Raw genomic sequence first — 16,933 nt, forward strand, 5'->3', positions numbered from 1 at the left:
CCAAATTAGTTCTGAATAGGGAGCGAGATGGTCAACGTAACGGATGACGTATGTAGGCAGGTTGGAGCGCGTGTTTCGGCATATAAATCGCTCGAAATGGTATCTACAGCTGCGAGCCTGCTTACCTTACCTAACCTACAAGCTAACGCCCTTCGACTGGAAACCCTTGTCCATTTAGCGGTAGCCAATGCTTCCGGCAAACAAACTCCGAATCGGACACTGCTGATTCAACTACTTAATGAAGGTTTAGGTAACTCCCACGTAGCAACAATGGAGGATCCGGCGGAGGATGTGTTTGTATCCAACGTATCTACCAACCAAGGAGATATGCTTCTATTTAACGGAATCTGGGAAGCGAACGATTACTACACTCAGCTGATCTTCGAAGTATTAGACTTCCCTGGTCGACCGCCGTATTTAAGTGAAAGTAGAGATCAATGCCTTTCTTTGCTTAGGCTCAGTGACGCGATAGCGAAGAGGCGAGGGTTCAATCGCAATGATGTTTTTCCTTCGGACGATAAAGCCCCCCTCAAAATTCCCAACACCGGAACACTAGAAACGTTCTCGAAGTCGGTGGTTTTTAACGAAAGAGACCTTGAGTCACTGGGCATTTCCGAGGAGCATTTAGGGCCCTTTGTGCTTGAAGATACGTCAGCCCTGCGGGATTGTGACATTGCGAGCTCAGCACTAACGCAAAAACCGATTCTCAAATTAGAAGGGCTTTTCGTAGTCGCTCTTCCTACTGCAATAGGCATCTCTATCAGACATCTGATCGTTGAACGATGCGAAGCTGAGGGACAGTTATCAGCGCTGGGAGCGGTAATAGAGCGAATACAACTTCTTAATGTCTTAAACAGAGGGCTATTCGAACTTAAAAAGGATTTTAAGCCAATTAGGATTACCTCGCCTCAGCCGGATTCAATCGTAAGCAATGATGAGGTCTTACTGACCGACCATTCCGGGTACTTTCTACACGTTTTAATACTGCATGATGATCTAAGAGGAATTCTGGATAGTGGTTTCAACGAGTTTGTTGAGCATCCCAACGAGGCAGTTGAAGGTTTAACCTCGCGCGTCGAAACGGTGGCTAATTACGCCAGATCGAAGGCTAGGTTCCAGTATGGCGACACGCTATTTGTTTTTGGTGGCTTAGGGCGCGGAATTATGCTCGGCTTTGACCGTTGGCCAGATAATTGGGGCTGCCATTTCCTTCCGATTTCTGACCTAAACTTATTAACGAGAAGTAGGGGGGATCCGCTAAAAGAATTCCTTGCGTGCATGCACCAAAAGTCCTGGATTCAATATAAAGGATTGAAGTTAAACAACATAAATGGAGACCTAAATTACTTTGGTTACTGGCGAGACAACGACTTCAAGTGCAGCCCAGATGAACAGCCCATCGAAAACAATGTCATGTTCAGCCTGTTCACTGATTTTACGCTTCCGATTAGAAAGGAGCTGCGTTTAAGTTCGGACAGACACGCTTCTCAAACACCAAGTGGGGTTTATCAGATTGTTGAGCGCCTCACTCAGAGCTCTTACTACCGAGAGATGCGTGAAGCACCTGTTTACGTTTCGCTAGACGACATACGAAATGGTCGGTTGCGAGGGGTGATTGAAAAGCCTGGTATCAATTTTTGGCTCGGCGTTGATAACGACAATAGATCTATTCCCGACTCGATGGCTTACACGTGGTGGTCAGGGCTGATTGAGCTTTGCCAGAGTGGAATTGGACTAATCTCAGAAAGCTGCGCAATTCAAAACACCCAGTCTGTTGAGGTGATTCTGTCTTTCTGTGACCTCGTCCCTATCAAGGAAGTCGACCCGACGAGTGAGGAGAATCGAGGCTTTGTCACTCACGAAGAAGATGAGAACCACTGCGTTCGACTGCAATCAAATTTCTTGGCAAATTTTGTTCAAGTTGAAAATATTGGCGAACGTTTACTCCTTGGCGAAGTTTTCAGAAGCGTACTTGAACAACTTGAGTCACGCGGTATACAAACTGGTCTGAATCACGAACAGATTGTTGATTCCTTGTTCTCGGATAATGGAATTCGACTGATTCACGCATTCAGAGGATACGATGAAATCAACAGACTCATTTTTGAACTCGATAGCGAGCCCAAGCTGATACGCCGGTATTTATTCCCTTTCATCAAAATCAAAATGGCAAACAAGCTAAGTTTGCAAGACACAAAGACAGATTCCGAAAAGGCGACAAAACGGATCCTTAATGGATTAGTGGAAGGCTATTGGCAGGAAATAAGAGAGATTATCCGAAATCTGAATGCGAGGTCTTTGGTTGAAAGCTGTTTTCGTCAGCTCCACCGAATACAAGCTGATAAAGTTCAGTGGAACCAAACTGCCCGAGCGGTGCAGGCTATTTACTCAAAGTACGATGACGTAGTCAAAGTTGCCCAGCAACGGGAGTCTGAGAGAAATCTTACGTCTTTGTGTTTACGAACCATTACCGAAATTGCGGTATGCGAGGCGCCTGAGAGCGAAGGGGAGGAGGCAACACCTCGTCTTGTCGAAAATCTCGTTGATTTGGTTGCAGTCATGATTGAAATCGGTGCTGACTCGGATGCAGTGCACTCGGGGTTTTCGGCGCCAAGGCTATCGATTGAACCAAGTGGGTTTTTCGAAACTTGCGTATTCCAGACCAAGGTTGCCACTGATTCCAGACGAAGCCTGCCACCCATTCCACGCGAAAGCTGCCACTGATTCCACGGCAAAGCTGCCACCCTGGCAGGCTGCCTGATTTCCCCATCAAAACGTCCGGCGCGGGATAACTAACGGTACTCTGCTCCTTTTCATCCGGAGAGGGCCAGATGCCAGCGATGAGGTTATCCATGCGTAAAATCAAAGAAGTCCTTCGCCTCAAGTGGGAGCGAGGGCTGAGTAACCGGCAGGTTGCCGCAGCCTGCGGCATCAGTCGCCCCACTGTGAGCGAGTATCTGCGGCGTGCTGCTGAGGCGGAGCTTGGCTGGCCGCTGCCAGAGGATCTGAGTGAAGCCCAGCTGGAGCAACGGCTGTTCCCGCCACCACCGGATCTGCCGGCACAGGCCCGAGGCATTCCGGATTGGAAGCGAATCCACGATGAACTCCGGGGCAAGAACGTCACCCTGTTCCTGCTCTGGCAGGAGTACCGGGAAGCCAATCCGGATGGCTACCAGTACAGCTGGTTCTGCGAGCACTACCGGGCCTGGCAGGGCAAGCTGGATCTGGTGATGCGTCAGGACCACCGAGCCGGTGAAAAGCTGTTCGTGGACTATGCTGGGCACACGGTGCCCGTCATTGATCGCACCACCGGTGAGATCCATGAGGCGCAAGTCTTTGTGGCGGTGATGGGTGCGTCCAATTACACCTACGCCGAGGCCACCTGGAGCCAGACCCTGCCGGACTGGATCGGCTCTCACATCCGAGCCTTCGAGTTCCTGGGCGGCGTGCCGGAACTGGTGGTTCCGGATAACCTCCGTTCCGGCGTCAGCAAGGCCCATCGCTACGAGCCGGATCTCAATCCGACCTATCAGGATATGGCTAGCCATTATGGCGTGGCCGTTGTCCCCACACGGGTTCGCAAGCCCCGTGACAAGGCCAAGGTGGAAGGTGGCGTATTGATCGTTGAGCGCTGGATCCTGGCGGCCCTGCGCCATCGTCAGCACTTCTCCCTGGGGCAGCTCAACGCCACCATCCGTGAGCTGTTGGAGAAGCTCAATAGCCGCCCCTTCCGCAAGTTGCCCGGGTGCCGGCTTGATCACTTCAAACAGCTGGACCAGCCGGTTCTACAACCGCTACCCGCCGAGCCGTATGTCTACGCCGAGTGGAAAAAAGCCCGGGTACACATCGACTACCACGTGGCCATCGATGGGCACTACTACTCGGTGCCCTACACCCTGATCAAGAAAGAGGTGGAGGTCCGGATCACCCACAACACCATCGAATGCTTCCACCGGGGCAACCGGATCGCCAGCCACCGGCGTTCGGATCAGAAGGGTCGGCATAGCACCATCGCCGCTCACATGCCGGAGTCCCATCGCCAAGCCGGCGAGTGGACCCCAGAGCGACTGACCGCCTGGGCAGCCAAGACTGGACCGGCAACTGAAAAGCTTATCCGTACCGCGCTGGGGGCAAGAAAGCATCCGCAACAGGCCTATCGGTCCTGTCTGGGCATTCTCCGGCTGGGCCAGAGCTACGGCGAGGCACGATTAGAACGTGCCTGCCAACGCGCCCTGATGCTGGGCAGTTGCCGATACAAGAGCATCGAATCCATCCTCAAGCACCGCCTGGATGAGCAGCCCCTGGAAGAGCAACAAGAACTGGCCTTACCCGACACACACGACAACATCCGTGGCCCCGCCTACTACCACTGAAGGAACCTGACATGCTGAAACATCCCACGCTGGATAAGCTCCACGCCCTCAAACTGACCGGCATGGCCGCCGCCCTGGCGGATCAATCGGCCACCCCCGACATTACCGACCTGAGCTTCGAGGAGCGCCTTGGCCTGCTGGTCGACCGGGAAATGACGGAACGGGACAACCGACGCATGAGCAGCCGCCTGCGCCGGGCCAAGCTGCGACACGCCGCCATCCTCGAAGACATTGATTACCGGAACTCACGGGGCCTGGATAAAGGGCTTGTCCAGAGTCTGGCCAGCTGCCAGTGGGTGAAGGAACACCTGAACGTGCTCATCACCGGCCCGACTGGCGTCGGGAAAACCTGGTTGGCCTGTGCTCTGGCACACAAGGCCTGCCGGGAGGGTTACACCGCCCAGTACGTCCGCCTGACCCGGCTGCTACGAGAGCTGACCATCGCCAAGGGCGATGGCCAATACTCAAAGCTCCTGACCAGCCTGGCCAAGGTCGACGTGCTGATCCTGGATGACTGGGGGCTGATGAAGCTGAGCGCGGAGAACCGGCGGGACTTGCTGGAGGTGCTGGAAGACCGACATGGCCGGCGCTCCACCATCGCCACTAGCCAATTACCCATCGAGGAATGGCACGGCATCATCGGTGACGCCACTCTGGCAGATGCCATCCTGGACCGGCTCGTACACAACGCCTACAAGATCAATCTGCGGGGCGAATCCATGCGAAAACAGCAGGCAAAGTTGACGGGCACTGAGACTTCGGAGTAAGAAGAGAAACCCCGCGTCGCTACGCTCCGATGGGTGGCAGCCTTGCTCCGGTCCGGGTGGCAGGCTTCACGTGGAATGGGTGGCAACCTTCAGCGGTTTACGCAAAACTGGCACAGATGCATACCGAGATGTTGTTATCCCTTATCTTTCTGGTTATTTCCATCGCCAGTTTAACGAGGCAATTGACTCTTACGATGATTTTTATAGGGAATATACAACATCGGAGAGTGAAGAATTTGAGGAGGATGACGATTTTAATAGAGCGCTTTCGGCTGAGTTCGGGCTATTTGAAGGCCAAGTTTTCAACATCGGAAAGTGTTTGCTTCGAGCACACTTGGAACATGAACTTCCAATTTGCGTTTGGAATAAAGACGAATTGGTTCGGTACCTTGGGGATGCCGGAGCAGGAGATGCTGATACCATTGCGTGCTTCCTAGATGCCTTCTCGCTACCCCGACGCGGGGGCTGGGATGATTTCTCTGGTGGTTACAATTTCAAGGATATCGCCCCTTGGAAGTTTAAGCGTCGGCTGAGTTGTCTATGCCGTCCCATTGTCCCTGTTGGCATCGATCAGTTTCTAACTAGCGCATTCCTTCTTAGGCAGGGGATTGGATACTTTCTTGATTTGGCGCGAGACGGCCTGTTCATTCCAGAATTCTTCAAATCAGCCGAAATGCGAAGTTATGTTGGTAAGAAAACGGCAGAGCGAGGACTCTGGTTTAATGATTTTGTAGCGCAAAAATTAACTGAAGGTGGCTATGAGACAGTAAAAGAGTTAGACATGAGCTCCTTTGGGAAACCCGAACTTGGCGATGTAGATGTGATTGGAATCAAAGGCGGAAGGATCACATTGATTGAATGCAAGAACCTTCAGATGGCCAAGACAATTTCCGAGATCGCAGATATCTGTAATCGATTTAAGGGCGAGGAAAAGGACGAGCTTGCAAAACATCTGGCCCGTGTTGGGTGGATAAATGCTAACAGGGACCTGGTTTCTAGGCGCCTAGGTATGAACCGACAAATTGATGAAGTGAAACAGCTGCTGGTAACGAACACAGAGATTCCACTTAAGTATAAGGAAGGGCTTCCTATTGAGAGCCGCGAAATTGTTTCTATTGCCGAACTTCAGGAAGAATTAATGAGGTGAACTGGCTAGCCAAGATATTTGTAACCTGCATCCTGCAACGCTCCCTCGGTGACTCCTCGGGAAGCTCATCGAAGATGAGCGTTGTTGAAAGTGACACATGGCCAGCGATTTCTTTGCGCGACTTTAACGGACTTCTTTTGTCCATGAATGATATTCGTCATTAAAGTCCTCCGGCCACTGTGGGAGCTGGCTCGCTCAATACCTGCCCAATGCCACTGCATGAGTGCGAAGTGTTCCTGGAAACCACGTTTGCACTTACACGTTATTTTCTACCCACTGGTTCAGCACGCCATCCAACACAGCAATTTTGAGGTTGCCCAAGTCGAAAAAGTAGGAATGTACGAGAATTCTCTAAAACTCGTTTAAACATCAGCTTAGCCGACTGGACGACGAGTTCAGTACTTTGCGCAAAAATTTACTACTTTGTGCAAAAATGTTTAGTACTTTGTGTAAGCGTACAACAAACGGACAAAACAGCATCCAATCCCTAGTATCAAACTGCGCATAATGTATATTATGTTAAATTACGAACATGCAGCTACATCCGGTGCACCATATCAACATTGATTACCCTTCGCGCAAGCCAAGTCCCGCCCCCATCAAACCTTTGACATGCCCCGATAAAGACTTGCTTATACAGCCAATGAAGCTAAACTCCTATTCGGCTTGCTTTTTTACCACCGATTAATGGGTTAGCCGTATAACTTCGGCATGCCTACAGGACCAGTTAAGGCTGAAGCACTTCCCGGAATGCAGCCAATGATTGAATCGTTTCATCCATTAACAAGGTCAAAGTGCTGAGATTTTTTATGCAGCAACCCCTATTGGCCCTGGGCCGCACTGCGCTTCTACTTCTTCCCGCTCCGCTGCGAGTGAGCGTGGTTTGTCTTGCGATATCCAATGGTGTTGCTGCTGCTGATCAATCCCTCTGGGACATCCCCCTGGAGGAGCTTGGGCAGATCCGCGTCGTATCGATTGCATCCGGCACTGAAACCCCTCTGGATAAGGCGGCTGCTGTTACCTCAGTTATCAATGCTGATGACATTGCGGCCATAGGTGCGACGGACCTCGACGAAGTGCTTGAGACTGTGCCCGGCCTTCACGTGAATCATTCCGATCAGGGATTTTCTCCCAAATATGTCTTCCGAGGCATAACGTCGAGTAATAACGCCCAGGCACTCGTTCTTATTAATGGAATTCCCGCTACCACAATGGTTTACGGCAACCGCGGGAATGCCTGGGGAGGCATGCCGGTAAAGGCAATCGAACGGATCGAAGTGATCAGGGGTCCTGGATCTGCACTGTACGGTGCAGACGCCTACTCTGGCGTTATCAACATTATTACAAAGGGCCCGGACTCGATTGGAGGTCAGACTGTCGGTGGGCGCCTCGGCAGCTTTGATACTCGGGGTGGTTGGCTGGAGTCAGTGCACCATATTGGTGGTGAACTGGCGATGAGCCTTGTTCTGGAATACCAGACGACAGAAGGCTGGGACGACGTTATTGAGCAGGACGCACAGACGAGCTTCGATGAGCTGTTCGGAACTTCAGCGTCTCTTGCCCCAGGTCCGGTCAATACGGGGTCGGACCAGTTTGATGCCCGCTTTGAAATGGGTGACGACCGGTGGACCCTGCGCGCAGGCCTGCAGGATCGCAGTAATCTCGGTACCGGCCCTGGCCTGGCTCAGGCGCTGGATCCAGAGGGACAATATGCGTCTCGCCGGGTAAATCTGGATTACAGTTATCGTTGGTCACACCTCGCCCCTGGCCTGGATGTTGAGGCTCGGGTGTTTTATTTCAATATCACCCAAGAACCGGAGAACGACATTGTTCTTTATCCACCAGGTGCTTTTGATGGTGACTTTCCCGATGGTTTGATTGGTAGCCCTGGCTACAAGGAAAATCAGGTTCGGCTCGATTTGAGTGCGGTTTACCGTGGCTTCAAGGACCATCGGGTCCATATGGGTGGCGGTACGTTCTGGGCCGATTTGTATGAAGTGACAGAAAGTAAGAATTTCAATCCCGACTTCAGTCCCAAGGGCGGCGTGGTAGACGTCTCTGATGATCCGAATCAAGTCTGGATGCCTGAGGAAGACCGTACCAACTACTATCTGTTCGTTCAGGATGAGTGGAAGTTTGCTCAGAACTGGCAGCTGGTTAGCGGCGTTCGTTTTGATGAATACTCCGATTTCGGGAGCACGGTCAATCCTCGTGCCGCCTTGATATGGGCGACAACAGACAGTATCACAACCAAATTGTTATACGGACGAGCCTTTCGCGCGCCGTCTTTGAATGAACTGCATGCATCCAATAATCCGGTGGTTATTGGTAACGAAGAACTTGATGCCGAGACCATAGACACCTATGAAATCGGTGTATCCCATCAGGCAACCGCCCGTGTTCTGTACTCCCTGAACCTATTCTATTACGAGATTGACGATCTCATAAATGCTGAGCCGGTTGCAGGCCTCATTGCCAATCAATATCAGAACGTAGGTCAGCGAACCGGACACGGTGGTGAGTTCGAACTGAGCTACCAGGCCACTGATGAATTTTCGGTGACGGCAAATTATACTTACCAGACCGCCAAGGATGAACTCACCAGCGAGTCTGTGGGCGATGCTCCCAACCACCAGGTTTATGCCCGCGCCGATTGGTCTCTGTGGTCTGGCTGGTTCCTGAGCTCTCAGGTCAACTGGGTAGGCGAGCAGAAAAGAACTGCCGCGGATCAGAGAGAACCTGTGCCCGATTCGACGACTGTGGATATGACCCTTCGAACAAAGGGCTTATGGCGTGGGCTCGATCTCTCGGTGTCTGTGAAGAATATTTTCAATGATGATGTGCGAGACCCAAGCCCTTTTGCCCAGCCCAGTCCGGCCATACCAAACGACTTTCCGATGCCGGGCCGCCGTCTGGTCGGAGAACTGTCCTATACGTTCTGATTAAAACCTCTGCGTCAATCCTCCCAATTTCGCTTGCCCACACCATGATAGACAATGCTCTCGCAGCGAATCGGGAAGAAGCTGCCCTCTGGTCGTGCTTTCGCATCTTTGAAGCATGGGGCCATACCCGTTACGAAACCGGGTGACAGCAGGAGCTGATACTCTTCGCAACTGAAGCCCATGTCTGCCGCAAGAGCGGCATGTACGGCGGCAACATTCATTGAATATCCGTACACACTGTTCACATGCTCAAAAACCTCAAACGCCATTTTTAAATGGCGTCCATTTGAAAAGCCGTACTCTTTTGCCTTGTCCAGAGTAAAGGCAATGCGCTCGTCTGTTTTGGCGAGAGGGCGCCCGTAGCCGAATAGAATACGCCCGAGGGCTTTCTCATTATCGACAAATTCTTCGATCTTACCGCCCTCCTCGCACCATTTTCCTGCCCTGTAAAAGAAATCGAGTGCTCGAACTTCGGGACGGCGACCGTAAATCGATGCCTCGGAAATACTTAAACCTGCCATCATGCCGAGCGAAGGGGTGGTACGTACAGAACCTGCCAGCGCTGCTACGTGATTTGGCCAAATCGATGGGTCAGGGTAGCTGCTGCCCACCCAGTAGCAGTTCAGCATGTTGGCAACATTTTTACCGGGGTCCCTCCCCAGAATCGCAAACAGGTAAAGGTGCAGCCATTCCATATGGTCCAGCTCATGATGAAGATCTTTACCATGCATAACCACACGCTCGGTGAGAAAAGCCTTTCCAATGCGGGTTGTCAGGTGGCTCTCAGTTTCGTACAGCCGCTCATGATTCATTGGCTACTCCTCCTCACCGGCTTTTTTATAGGGGCCAGGATCTTCTTCCAGTTCAATTGCGGGACTGTAGAAAGGAAACTTTTTCCAGCCCATCTTTCGTTGTTCCAAGGCATGAACCGCGGCACCCGGGAGCCTCAGCATGAGGTAGAGCATACTGCCCTGGTCCTTATCCAAACCAAGATCTACCAAAGTTGCCGCCGCGACTGCACTGATGGATATGGGACAGCCAAAAAACTCTTCCAGATCACTGCGGTTTATCGCCAGCCAGGCTAACGCGCCGCTCTCGGGAGCGAACTGGACCAATAACTCCAGGGATTGAAGAAGCGTCGTCGGTATCTGGTCCCCGTTGGGATCAAAGCCAGGTGGATGCTCCATAGCCGGCCATATATCAGCCCTTTCGTCTTCCTCGGGAGATTGCAGACGGGTTATCCATTTCTCAACATCCTGCCCGCATTCCTGCCATAAACGCATACAGATCTCGAGCTCCTGGGAACCACCATAGAGTCCAGAACCAACAGCGAGTGCTGCCATGAGGGCGGAGCTATGGTTGGTTCCGGCGACCCCACCATTCATGGCCGCACGAATACTGGCCTCTTTTGGGCCGGCATTGGCAAGAACTAGCGCAAGCTTTTCAAGCAGCACCACATGGGCAGGCTCGGGTCGATCTCCCTTGAACATTAAAAGCAGATACTCGAACCAGCTTGCCCGGGCAATGATCTGCCCATAAACGTCATAGCCGTGGCAGTAACATGCCTTGGCTGCGAAAGGATTGGACTCTTCCGGCTCTTCAAGCCAGAAATTGGAGTGATAAACATAGTCTGATGGCACGCCGGCCCCCTACTCTATTCGTGAGTTTGTATTGAGCTGGTTAACACTTTTATTCGGGAGCCCAATGGTGGCACCTGGTCGCCGTCAACGATTACGTCTAACAAGCATGGGCCAGGTCGGGACAGAATCCCCTTAATATCAAGGTCAGCAAATTGTTCCATAGTCTCAATGCGGTAGGACTCGACACCCAATGCCCGGGCGATCATTGAGAAATCCACCCTTGGCAGCCGAGTGGCCAACTGCTCCCCCCCACTCAGTTTCTGTCCGTGGCTAACCATACCTAGTGAAGAATCGTTCAGCACCACCATGAGAATGTTCAGGTTTTCCTGGAGGGCTGTGGTCAACTCCTGCCCGGCCATGAGATAGCTCCCGTCACCGGTGAAACAGACCACAGGATGATCTGGATTGGCGCTGGCCATGCCCACAGAGGTGCCAATAGCCCAGCCCATAGCGGCGAACCCGAGACCTATATGAAAGTGATTAGCACCAGGGTGCATATTCATGGGGCGGTGTATATTCCAATAATGAATGCCCCATAGGAAGCTATTGCCGGCGTCCATCAAAACCCGCGTATTCTGGGGACAAATCCGGCTCATGTAGGTCATCAGAGTTTGACCCTTTATGGGTCCGGATCTATCGAAGCATTTTTCAGGGTCATCAAATCTGGTGTTGGCTGGTAAACGGTCGTTGTAGAAGACAGATCGGTTACTCTGAGACACTGAATCCACACCGAGGGCATTGGATATGGATTCGAACAGGAGCTTTGGCGAACCCAGAACCACCAATCGGGCCATGGTAGATCGGCTCAGGTCTACCGGGTTGTTGGAGATGTGAATAAGCCGCTCGGAAAGTATTGTAGTGGGGTCCCATCCGCTGGTAGAAACTTCATCCAGTGCGGTACCAATAGCGACCACTAGGTCGGCGCTATCTTCTCGCAGGGCATCAGATGCGCTTTCGTGACCGGCAAAGCCGAACACTCCCCGATAAAGCGGGTGAAAGCTGTCGATCAGCCCTTTTCCGCGTGGCGTTGTCACCATCAGCCAGTCTCGTGCCTCAGCTAAGCGCACCAGCAGTTCGCTGGCTTCAGATGCGCCCTCACCCAGAACGAGAGTAACTTTTCGGGCAGACTCCAGTTCATTTAATGCGGACTTGGTAGAATGATCGCTCGGTGCAACTTCATGATTAGTGAAGGCGTTGAGCGTCGCGTCGATTTCATTGTCTGGGATCCTGTGGCGCATCACATCCAGAGGTATTCCCAGATGAGCGGGGCCCGGCTGGTTGCCCATCGCGTGGCTCACCGCTTGAAGCAATTTGGTTTCAAGCTGCGCGGGATGGGAGATTAACGTGTTATACCGTGTGCACTTGGCAAACATCTCAACGGTATGGATACCGGTGCATGAAGTATCCTGGAAGGAACCCTGACCAAATCGGTCAAGTGCGGTTTGCGCTGTGATAACGAGCATTGGAATGCCATCTGCATAGGCCGAGGCCACACCCGTAAGCAGATTCGTGGCACCGGGACCCGCCGTTGAGCAACAAACGCCTATTTTGCCAGTCTCCCGTGCGTAGCCCTCCGCCATGAAAGCTGCGCCGGTTTCGTGCCGTGCCGTGATGGCCCGGATTCCGCCACGGCGCTCGCTTCTGGCCAAAGCGTCATAGAAGGGCTCTATACTGCCCCCCGGAACACCAAAAACATATTCAACACCGAGGTGCTCCAGATAGCGCAGTATCAGGTCACCGTTTCCGAGCATGGAGAGTCCTTAGAAGATATGACCAACGAATGGCAGACAGCCCGACAGCTTCATTAATCCAGAGGGCACGGCTTTGATATGCCATATCCTTGGGCGCAGTCGAGACCAAGCTCTACAAGCCGTTTTTTGACTTCTTCGTTTTCAACGAATTCAGCAACCGTCTTGAGGCCGGCGGCATGCCCGATTCGGTTGCAGGCGTCTACAATTCCCAGATCAATTGGATCGGTCAGAAGGTTACGAACGAATCCGCCGTCGACTTTCAGGTAATCCACTGGAAGAGCCTTGAGGTAGGAGAAGGAGCTCATACCCGCTCCAAAATCGTCCAAAGCAAATTTGAAGCCTCTTTTCTTGGCTGTATTAATGAACTGTTGAGTCACGTTCAGGTTAGCGATAGCCGAGGTTTCAGTAATTTCAAAGCACACTCGCTCGGGCTTGAGACGGTGCGTATCGGCAAGCTCGCAGATGTACAGAAAAAGCTCTGGCTCATTGAAGGAACTGCCCGACAGGTTGATAAAAAAAGTGCCGGTTTCCTCTCGGCCCAGGCCAGTCTGATCAAGGTATCGAAAGGCCAATTCAATGACTTTGCGATCAATTTTGGTCATCAGGCTAAAGCGCTCGGCCGCCGGAATGAAGGCGCCGGGCGGAATGACGTCATCCCCTTCCTTGAGGCGTACAAGGAACTCGGTTCGGTAGCCATCAGTATCGTTGGGCTGCAATGCGACCATATCCTGTTTCCAGAGACAAAAGCTGTCTGATTGGAGGGCCTGCTGAATCCGGCTGGTCCAATGCATATCATTTTGACGCTGCTGCATGTCTGCATCGTTCGACTGGTACAGCTGGACATTGTTGCGGCCTCTATCTTTGGCGGCGTAGCACGCCAGATCTGCATGGGAAAGAAGCTCGCTGGCATTGTCGTAGTGCTTTTCGATCAGCACCATTCCTATGCTCAGGGATACGGAAAAAGGTTTGTTTTGCCACACAAAGCGAAATTCGCTGGCTTCCTGGCACAACTTTTCCGCAACTCTACGCGCATAATATCCATCACAGCCGTGCAACAGTATTCCGAACTCGTCGCCTCCAAGTCGCGCCAGGGTGTCATCAGATCGAATCTGTTCGGATAGCAACGCGGCGATCTGCTTGAGCAGATGATCACCCGCGATGTGGCCACATGTATCATTAATGATTTTGAACTGGTCCAAATCGAGATACAGCAGCACATGATCCCCGTCGCCATTGTGGGTATCTTCAAGAGCTCTCATCAGACGGCGTTCAAATTCCCGACGGTTTACCAGGTCGGTCAAACTGTCGTGGTAGGCCATATATTCCAGCGTGGTTTCCGCCACGCGTTTAGCCCGTCGAATCGAACCTTCCCGCACTTCCCGATTAATAGCTGGAATCAAACGGGAAAGGTTGTCCTTCATAATGTAATCTTGTGCACCCGATTTCATGGCGGTAACGGCAACGCCTTCCCCTATGGTGCCTGAAACAATGATTACGGGCAGGTCTGCGGAATATTCCCGAACAAGCTCCAGAACCCGGAATGACGAGAACCCGGGCATGTTGTGATCGGTGATAAGTATGTCCCATTTGTTCTCGCGTAGAGCGAGGCACAGGCGCTCTTCACTGTCTACCAGCTCGCTGTAAGGATCAATGCCGCCTTTACGCAGTTCGCGCAGTAGGAGAAGTGCGTCGTCTTCAGAATCCTCGACGATCAGCATTCTGAGTCGGCTGGCGGTCTCTGTCATTGCCTTCACCTTGTCACAATGAGCGAACGGCACTAGCATTCGGTACTCTGTTTACCTGCAACCAATAACGGGCTAATAAGGTCATCTGCTCCACAAATTCACGATAGTCGATGGGTTTGGTGATGAAACTGTTGGCCCCCAGCCTATAGGCCTCCAGCAGATCCGCCGGTTCATCAGAAGATGTAACCATGATGACCGGTAACCACTGGGTTGAGGGAGACGATCGCAGATGCCTGAGCACCTCCAGCCCTCCAACCTTTGGAAGCTTCACATCCAGTAACACCACGCCCAGTGACTCCACGTTCCTTGAGGGTTGGTCGCCGTCACCGAACAGAAATTTCAAGGCGGCTTCCCCGTCCTCAAGGACAATCACCGGGCTATCAACGCTGGCACTTTTCAGGGCGCGAACTGTAAGAATCTGGTCGTCAGGATTGTCTTCAATCACAAGGATTGAACGTCCGTCCATATTTCTTTTGCCCTTCAATCAGTTGCGTTATAGTTTTGCTCTATTTACAAGTGTAGCGCTAACGCCGCGAAACAGGCAACGTGACGTCAAAACGGGCACCTTTTCCAACTTCGGATGAGGCGGAAATTTCACCGTGATGGCGCCGAACGACACGGTAAACTGTCGCTAGACCGATCCCGGTACCACCGAATTCCGAGGGTGTGTGGAGGCGGTTGAACGCGACGAACAGTTTATCGATATAACGCATGTCGAAGCCCACACCGTTGTCCCGCACTTCAATCGTAATAAAACCTCCGGTTTCCACTGCGGACACATCAACCCGGCGCTTCTCGACCTTGGCGCTGTACTTCCAGGCATTTTCGAGAAGATTCTGAAATGCAACCCGTAGCATCCGGCTGTCACCAACCACGTGAATGCCCTTCTGAATGTTCACTTCCGTTGGCACGGAGTGCTCAATGTTCATCAGTTCATCCGAAATTTCTTGCAGAAGGTTGGTCAGATCAACCGATTCGTTCTCCATCGGTTGCCTGCTGACTCTGGACAGCACAAGCAGACCATCGATCAGGCTTGCCATTCGTACACTGGCGGCTCGAATTCGCCGGAGATAATCTTTCCCGGCGTCATTGAGCTGTTCACCGCAGTCCTCCTCAAGCGCCTGTCCAAAGCCCTCGATGGCCCGCAGAGGCTGCCGGAGGTCGTGAGATACTGAGTAACTGAATGCCTCGAGCTCGCGATCTGCCATGCTCAGCTCTGATGTTCGTGCCTCCACTATTCTTTCGAGGCTATCCCGGCTTTCGAGAATGCGGCGGTTCTGCTGTTCTATGGTCCCGATCATTTCATTGAAAGTATTACCGAGCCGGCCAAGTTCATCGGTTCCCGACACGGGCGCTCGAATGGTGTAGTCCGCATCTCTCGCGATACGCTCTGCAGTTTCCGATAGCGTGAGGATCGGCCCAGACACGATGCGTTGGAGCTTCAGGGCCAGAAAGACGAGGGCAAGGAGGATGACGGTTCCAACCGCAATCGTTACCAATACAAAGGTGCGTATATGATTGCGCATAACATCGAGGTGCGAGGTCAGATACAAATGCCCAACCGTTTCGCTGTCGAGGGTGACAGGTATCAGGAGTTGGTAGGCGTCACCCACGAAGCCGGCTTCAACTCGTTGCGTTATATCGGGGCAAGGTTGCCTATCCATGCTTTCCAAAGCGGACAGAACCTCGCCGCCAGGGCTGTAAATGCAGGCTTGCCGGATGGTGCCGATTCTTTTGAGGCTGGAGATAATGCTTCCAAGTTGTTCCCGGTCGGTAAATAGCAGCGCTGCCGCAGATTGCTCGGCGAGTATGCCAGCAATTACATGGAGTTCTGATTCAAGCTGTTTACGGTAATTCTGGTTTTCAACCAGGATGAGGCTGATACAAACCAGTGAAATACCCAGCGCACTGGTGAAGAGTGTGAGGAAAAGCAGTTTCGTTTTAAGCCGCCAATAACGCCATCGTCCGATCATCGCAACACCCTCACAGCCAGTTCGAGGAGTCGTGAATTGATCGTCAGGCCTGCGTCAGTCGCAGCCTTCAGATTAATCTCGAAACGAATGACATTGCCCTGTTTGACGTAACCCACCATACCGCCCTTACGTACAAATTCTGGTAGATCACTGACCGTTAAAATGCCTTGCTGTCGGGCAGCATCAAAAAGTAGGTTCAGGTTTTTTGACTGCGATTCGCTGATATAAAGAACATCACAGCCGGATAGGTCTGAGTTGATCTCGGGGTACCTGAGCTGGAGCTCCCTTCCCTGAGACAAACGGCCGCGAATCGGGTCAAGCAGTTCCTTGAAGGGGTCGGTCCCTACTATGCAGATTTCCAATGGCTCTGCACTGTTTTCAGCATGGGACCAAGTAACAAAACGGGTAAAGTTGAAGAGAAATGCCGCTTTCACTTCATATTCGGAGCGGACGGATCCATGAGCGGGTGCCAAGCTCAAGCAGCATTGCAACAAAGCAATAAGTAAAAATTTCAGGTGATCCCTCACTTGTCATCCAGGATGCAGAAATTTGGTTCAGGGGAAACGCTAACAAGGAAGCCCAACACCAACGGAAG

General features: G+C 52.2%; 12 protein-coding genes. 5 read left to right on the top strand and 7 right to left on the bottom strand.

Annotated features, from left to right (window positions below; all coding sequences use genetic code 11):
* Positions 1 to 27: 27 nt before the first annotated feature.
* The 5 genes from SIC15_RS09835 to SIC15_RS09855 all read left to right on the top strand — a co-directional run bounded on the left by SIC15_RS09835 (position 28) and on the right by SIC15_RS09855 (position 9,229).
* Positions 28 to 2,724, top strand: coding sequence for a hypothetical protein (locus SIC15_RS09835; protein WP_412537572.1), 2,697 nt, complete (start codon positions 28 to 30; stop codon positions 2,722 to 2,724).
* A gap of 107 nt (positions 2,725 to 2,831) precedes the next feature.
* Positions 2,832 to 4,373: an IS21-like element ISSpu5 family transposase gene (gene istA / locus SIC15_RS09840; protein ID WP_053114397.1), complete on the top strand. Its 1,542-nt coding sequence runs from the start codon at positions 2,832 to 2,834 to the stop codon at positions 4,371 to 4,373.
* A gap of 11 nt (positions 4,374 to 4,384) precedes the next feature.
* Positions 4,385 to 5,140, top strand: a complete 756-nt coding sequence (gene istB, locus SIC15_RS09845; protein ID WP_008170042.1) for an IS21-like element ISSpu5 family helper ATPase IstB — start codon at positions 4,385 to 4,387, stop codon at positions 5,138 to 5,140.
* A 70-nt stretch (positions 5,141 to 5,210) separates the two neighbouring features.
* Positions 5,211 to 6,287, top strand: a complete 1,077-nt coding sequence (locus tag SIC15_RS09850; RefSeq protein ID WP_412537573.1) for a hypothetical protein — start codon at positions 5,211 to 5,213, stop codon at positions 6,285 to 6,287.
* Positions 6,288 to 7,096: 809 nt separating this feature from the next.
* On the top strand, positions 7,097 to 9,229 hold the full coding sequence (locus tag SIC15_RS09855) for a TonB-dependent receptor plug domain-containing protein (protein WP_083231790.1): 2,133 nt from the start codon (positions 7,097 to 7,099) through the stop codon (positions 9,227 to 9,229).
* Between the two features lie 14 nt (positions 9,230 to 9,243).
* On the opposite strand, the gene SIC15_RS09860 is transcribed toward SIC15_RS09855, so the two are convergent.
* From SIC15_RS09860 to SIC15_RS09890, 7 genes are read right to left on the bottom strand one after another with little or no spacing between them, the layout of a single operon-like run.
* Positions 9,244 to 10,041 carry a hypothetical protein gene (locus tag SIC15_RS09860; RefSeq protein ID WP_069183650.1) on the bottom strand — a complete coding sequence of 266 codons (798 nt, stop codon included), beginning with the start codon at positions 10,039 to 10,041 and terminating at the stop codon, positions 9,244 to 9,246.
* 3 nt (positions 10,042 to 10,044) lie between these two features.
* Entirely contained in the window at positions 10,045 to 10,869 is an 825-nt protein-coding gene (locus tag SIC15_RS09865) for a citryl-CoA lyase (RefSeq protein WP_069183649.1), read from the bottom strand.
* Positions 10,870 to 10,883: 14 nt separating this feature from the next.
* Complete coding sequence (locus tag SIC15_RS09870) at positions 10,884 to 12,620, bottom strand: thiamine pyrophosphate-binding protein (RefSeq protein ID WP_069183648.1); 1,737 nt, start codon at positions 12,618 to 12,620, stop codon at positions 10,884 to 10,886.
* 53 nt (positions 12,621 to 12,673) lie between these two features.
* Positions 12,674 to 14,365, bottom strand: coding sequence for a putative bifunctional diguanylate cyclase/phosphodiesterase (locus SIC15_RS09875; RefSeq protein ID WP_227514504.1), 1,692 nt, complete (start codon positions 14,363 to 14,365; stop codon positions 12,674 to 12,676).
* 13 nt (positions 14,366 to 14,378) lie between these two features.
* Positions 14,379 to 14,831, bottom strand: coding sequence for a response regulator (locus tag SIC15_RS09880; RefSeq protein WP_069183647.1), 453 nt, complete (start codon positions 14,829 to 14,831; stop codon positions 14,379 to 14,381).
* 58 nt (positions 14,832 to 14,889) lie between these two features.
* Positions 14,890 to 16,338: an ATP-binding protein gene (locus SIC15_RS09885; RefSeq protein WP_412537574.1), complete on the bottom strand. Its 1,449-nt coding sequence runs from the start codon at positions 16,336 to 16,338 to the stop codon at positions 14,890 to 14,892.
* On the bottom strand, positions 16,335 to 16,865 hold the full coding sequence (locus SIC15_RS09890; protein ID WP_083231789.1) for a YfiR family protein: 531 nt from the start codon (positions 16,863 to 16,865) through the stop codon (positions 16,335 to 16,337). Before SIC15_RS09890 ends, SIC15_RS09885 begins: the two co-directional genes overlap by 4 nt.
* Positions 16,866 to 16,933 lie beyond the last annotated feature (68 nt).

The organism is Marinobacter sp. MIT932201, from assembly GCF_047123295.1.
In the GTDB taxonomy this organism is placed as follows: domain Bacteria; phylum Pseudomonadota; class Gammaproteobacteria; order Pseudomonadales; family Oleiphilaceae; genus Marinobacter; species Marinobacter salsuginis.

Coding starts and splice junctions, on each gene's coding strand:
- SIC15_RS09835 (WP_412537572.1), top strand. CDS start 28: ATGGTCAACGTAACGGATGACGTATGTAGGCAGGTTGGAGCGCGTGTT.
- istA (WP_053114397.1), top strand. CDS start 2,832: ATGCCAGCGATGAGGTTATCCATGCGTAAAATCAAAGAAGTCCTTCGC.
- istB (WP_008170042.1), top strand. CDS start 4,385: ATGCTGAAACATCCCACGCTGGATAAGCTCCACGCCCTCAAACTGACC.
- SIC15_RS09855 (WP_083231790.1), top strand. CDS start 7,097: ATGCAGCAACCCCTATTGGCCCTGGGCCGCACTGCGCTTCTACTTCTT.
- SIC15_RS09860 (WP_069183650.1), bottom strand. CDS start 10,041: ATGAATCATGAGCGGCTGTACGAAACTGAGAGCCACCTGACAACCCGC.
- SIC15_RS09870 (WP_069183648.1), bottom strand. CDS start 12,620: ATGCTCGGAAACGGTGACCTGATACTGCGCTATCTGGAGCACCTCGGT.
- SIC15_RS09875 (WP_227514504.1), bottom strand. CDS start 14,365: ATGACAGAGACCGCCAGCCGACTCAGAATGCTGATCGTCGAGGATTCT.
- SIC15_RS09880 (WP_069183647.1), bottom strand. CDS start 14,831: ATGGACGGACGTTCAATCCTTGTGATTGAAGACAATCCTGACGACCAG.
- SIC15_RS09885 (WP_412537574.1), bottom strand. CDS start 16,338: ATGATCGGACGATGGCGTTATTGGCGGCTTAAAACGAAACTGCTTTTC.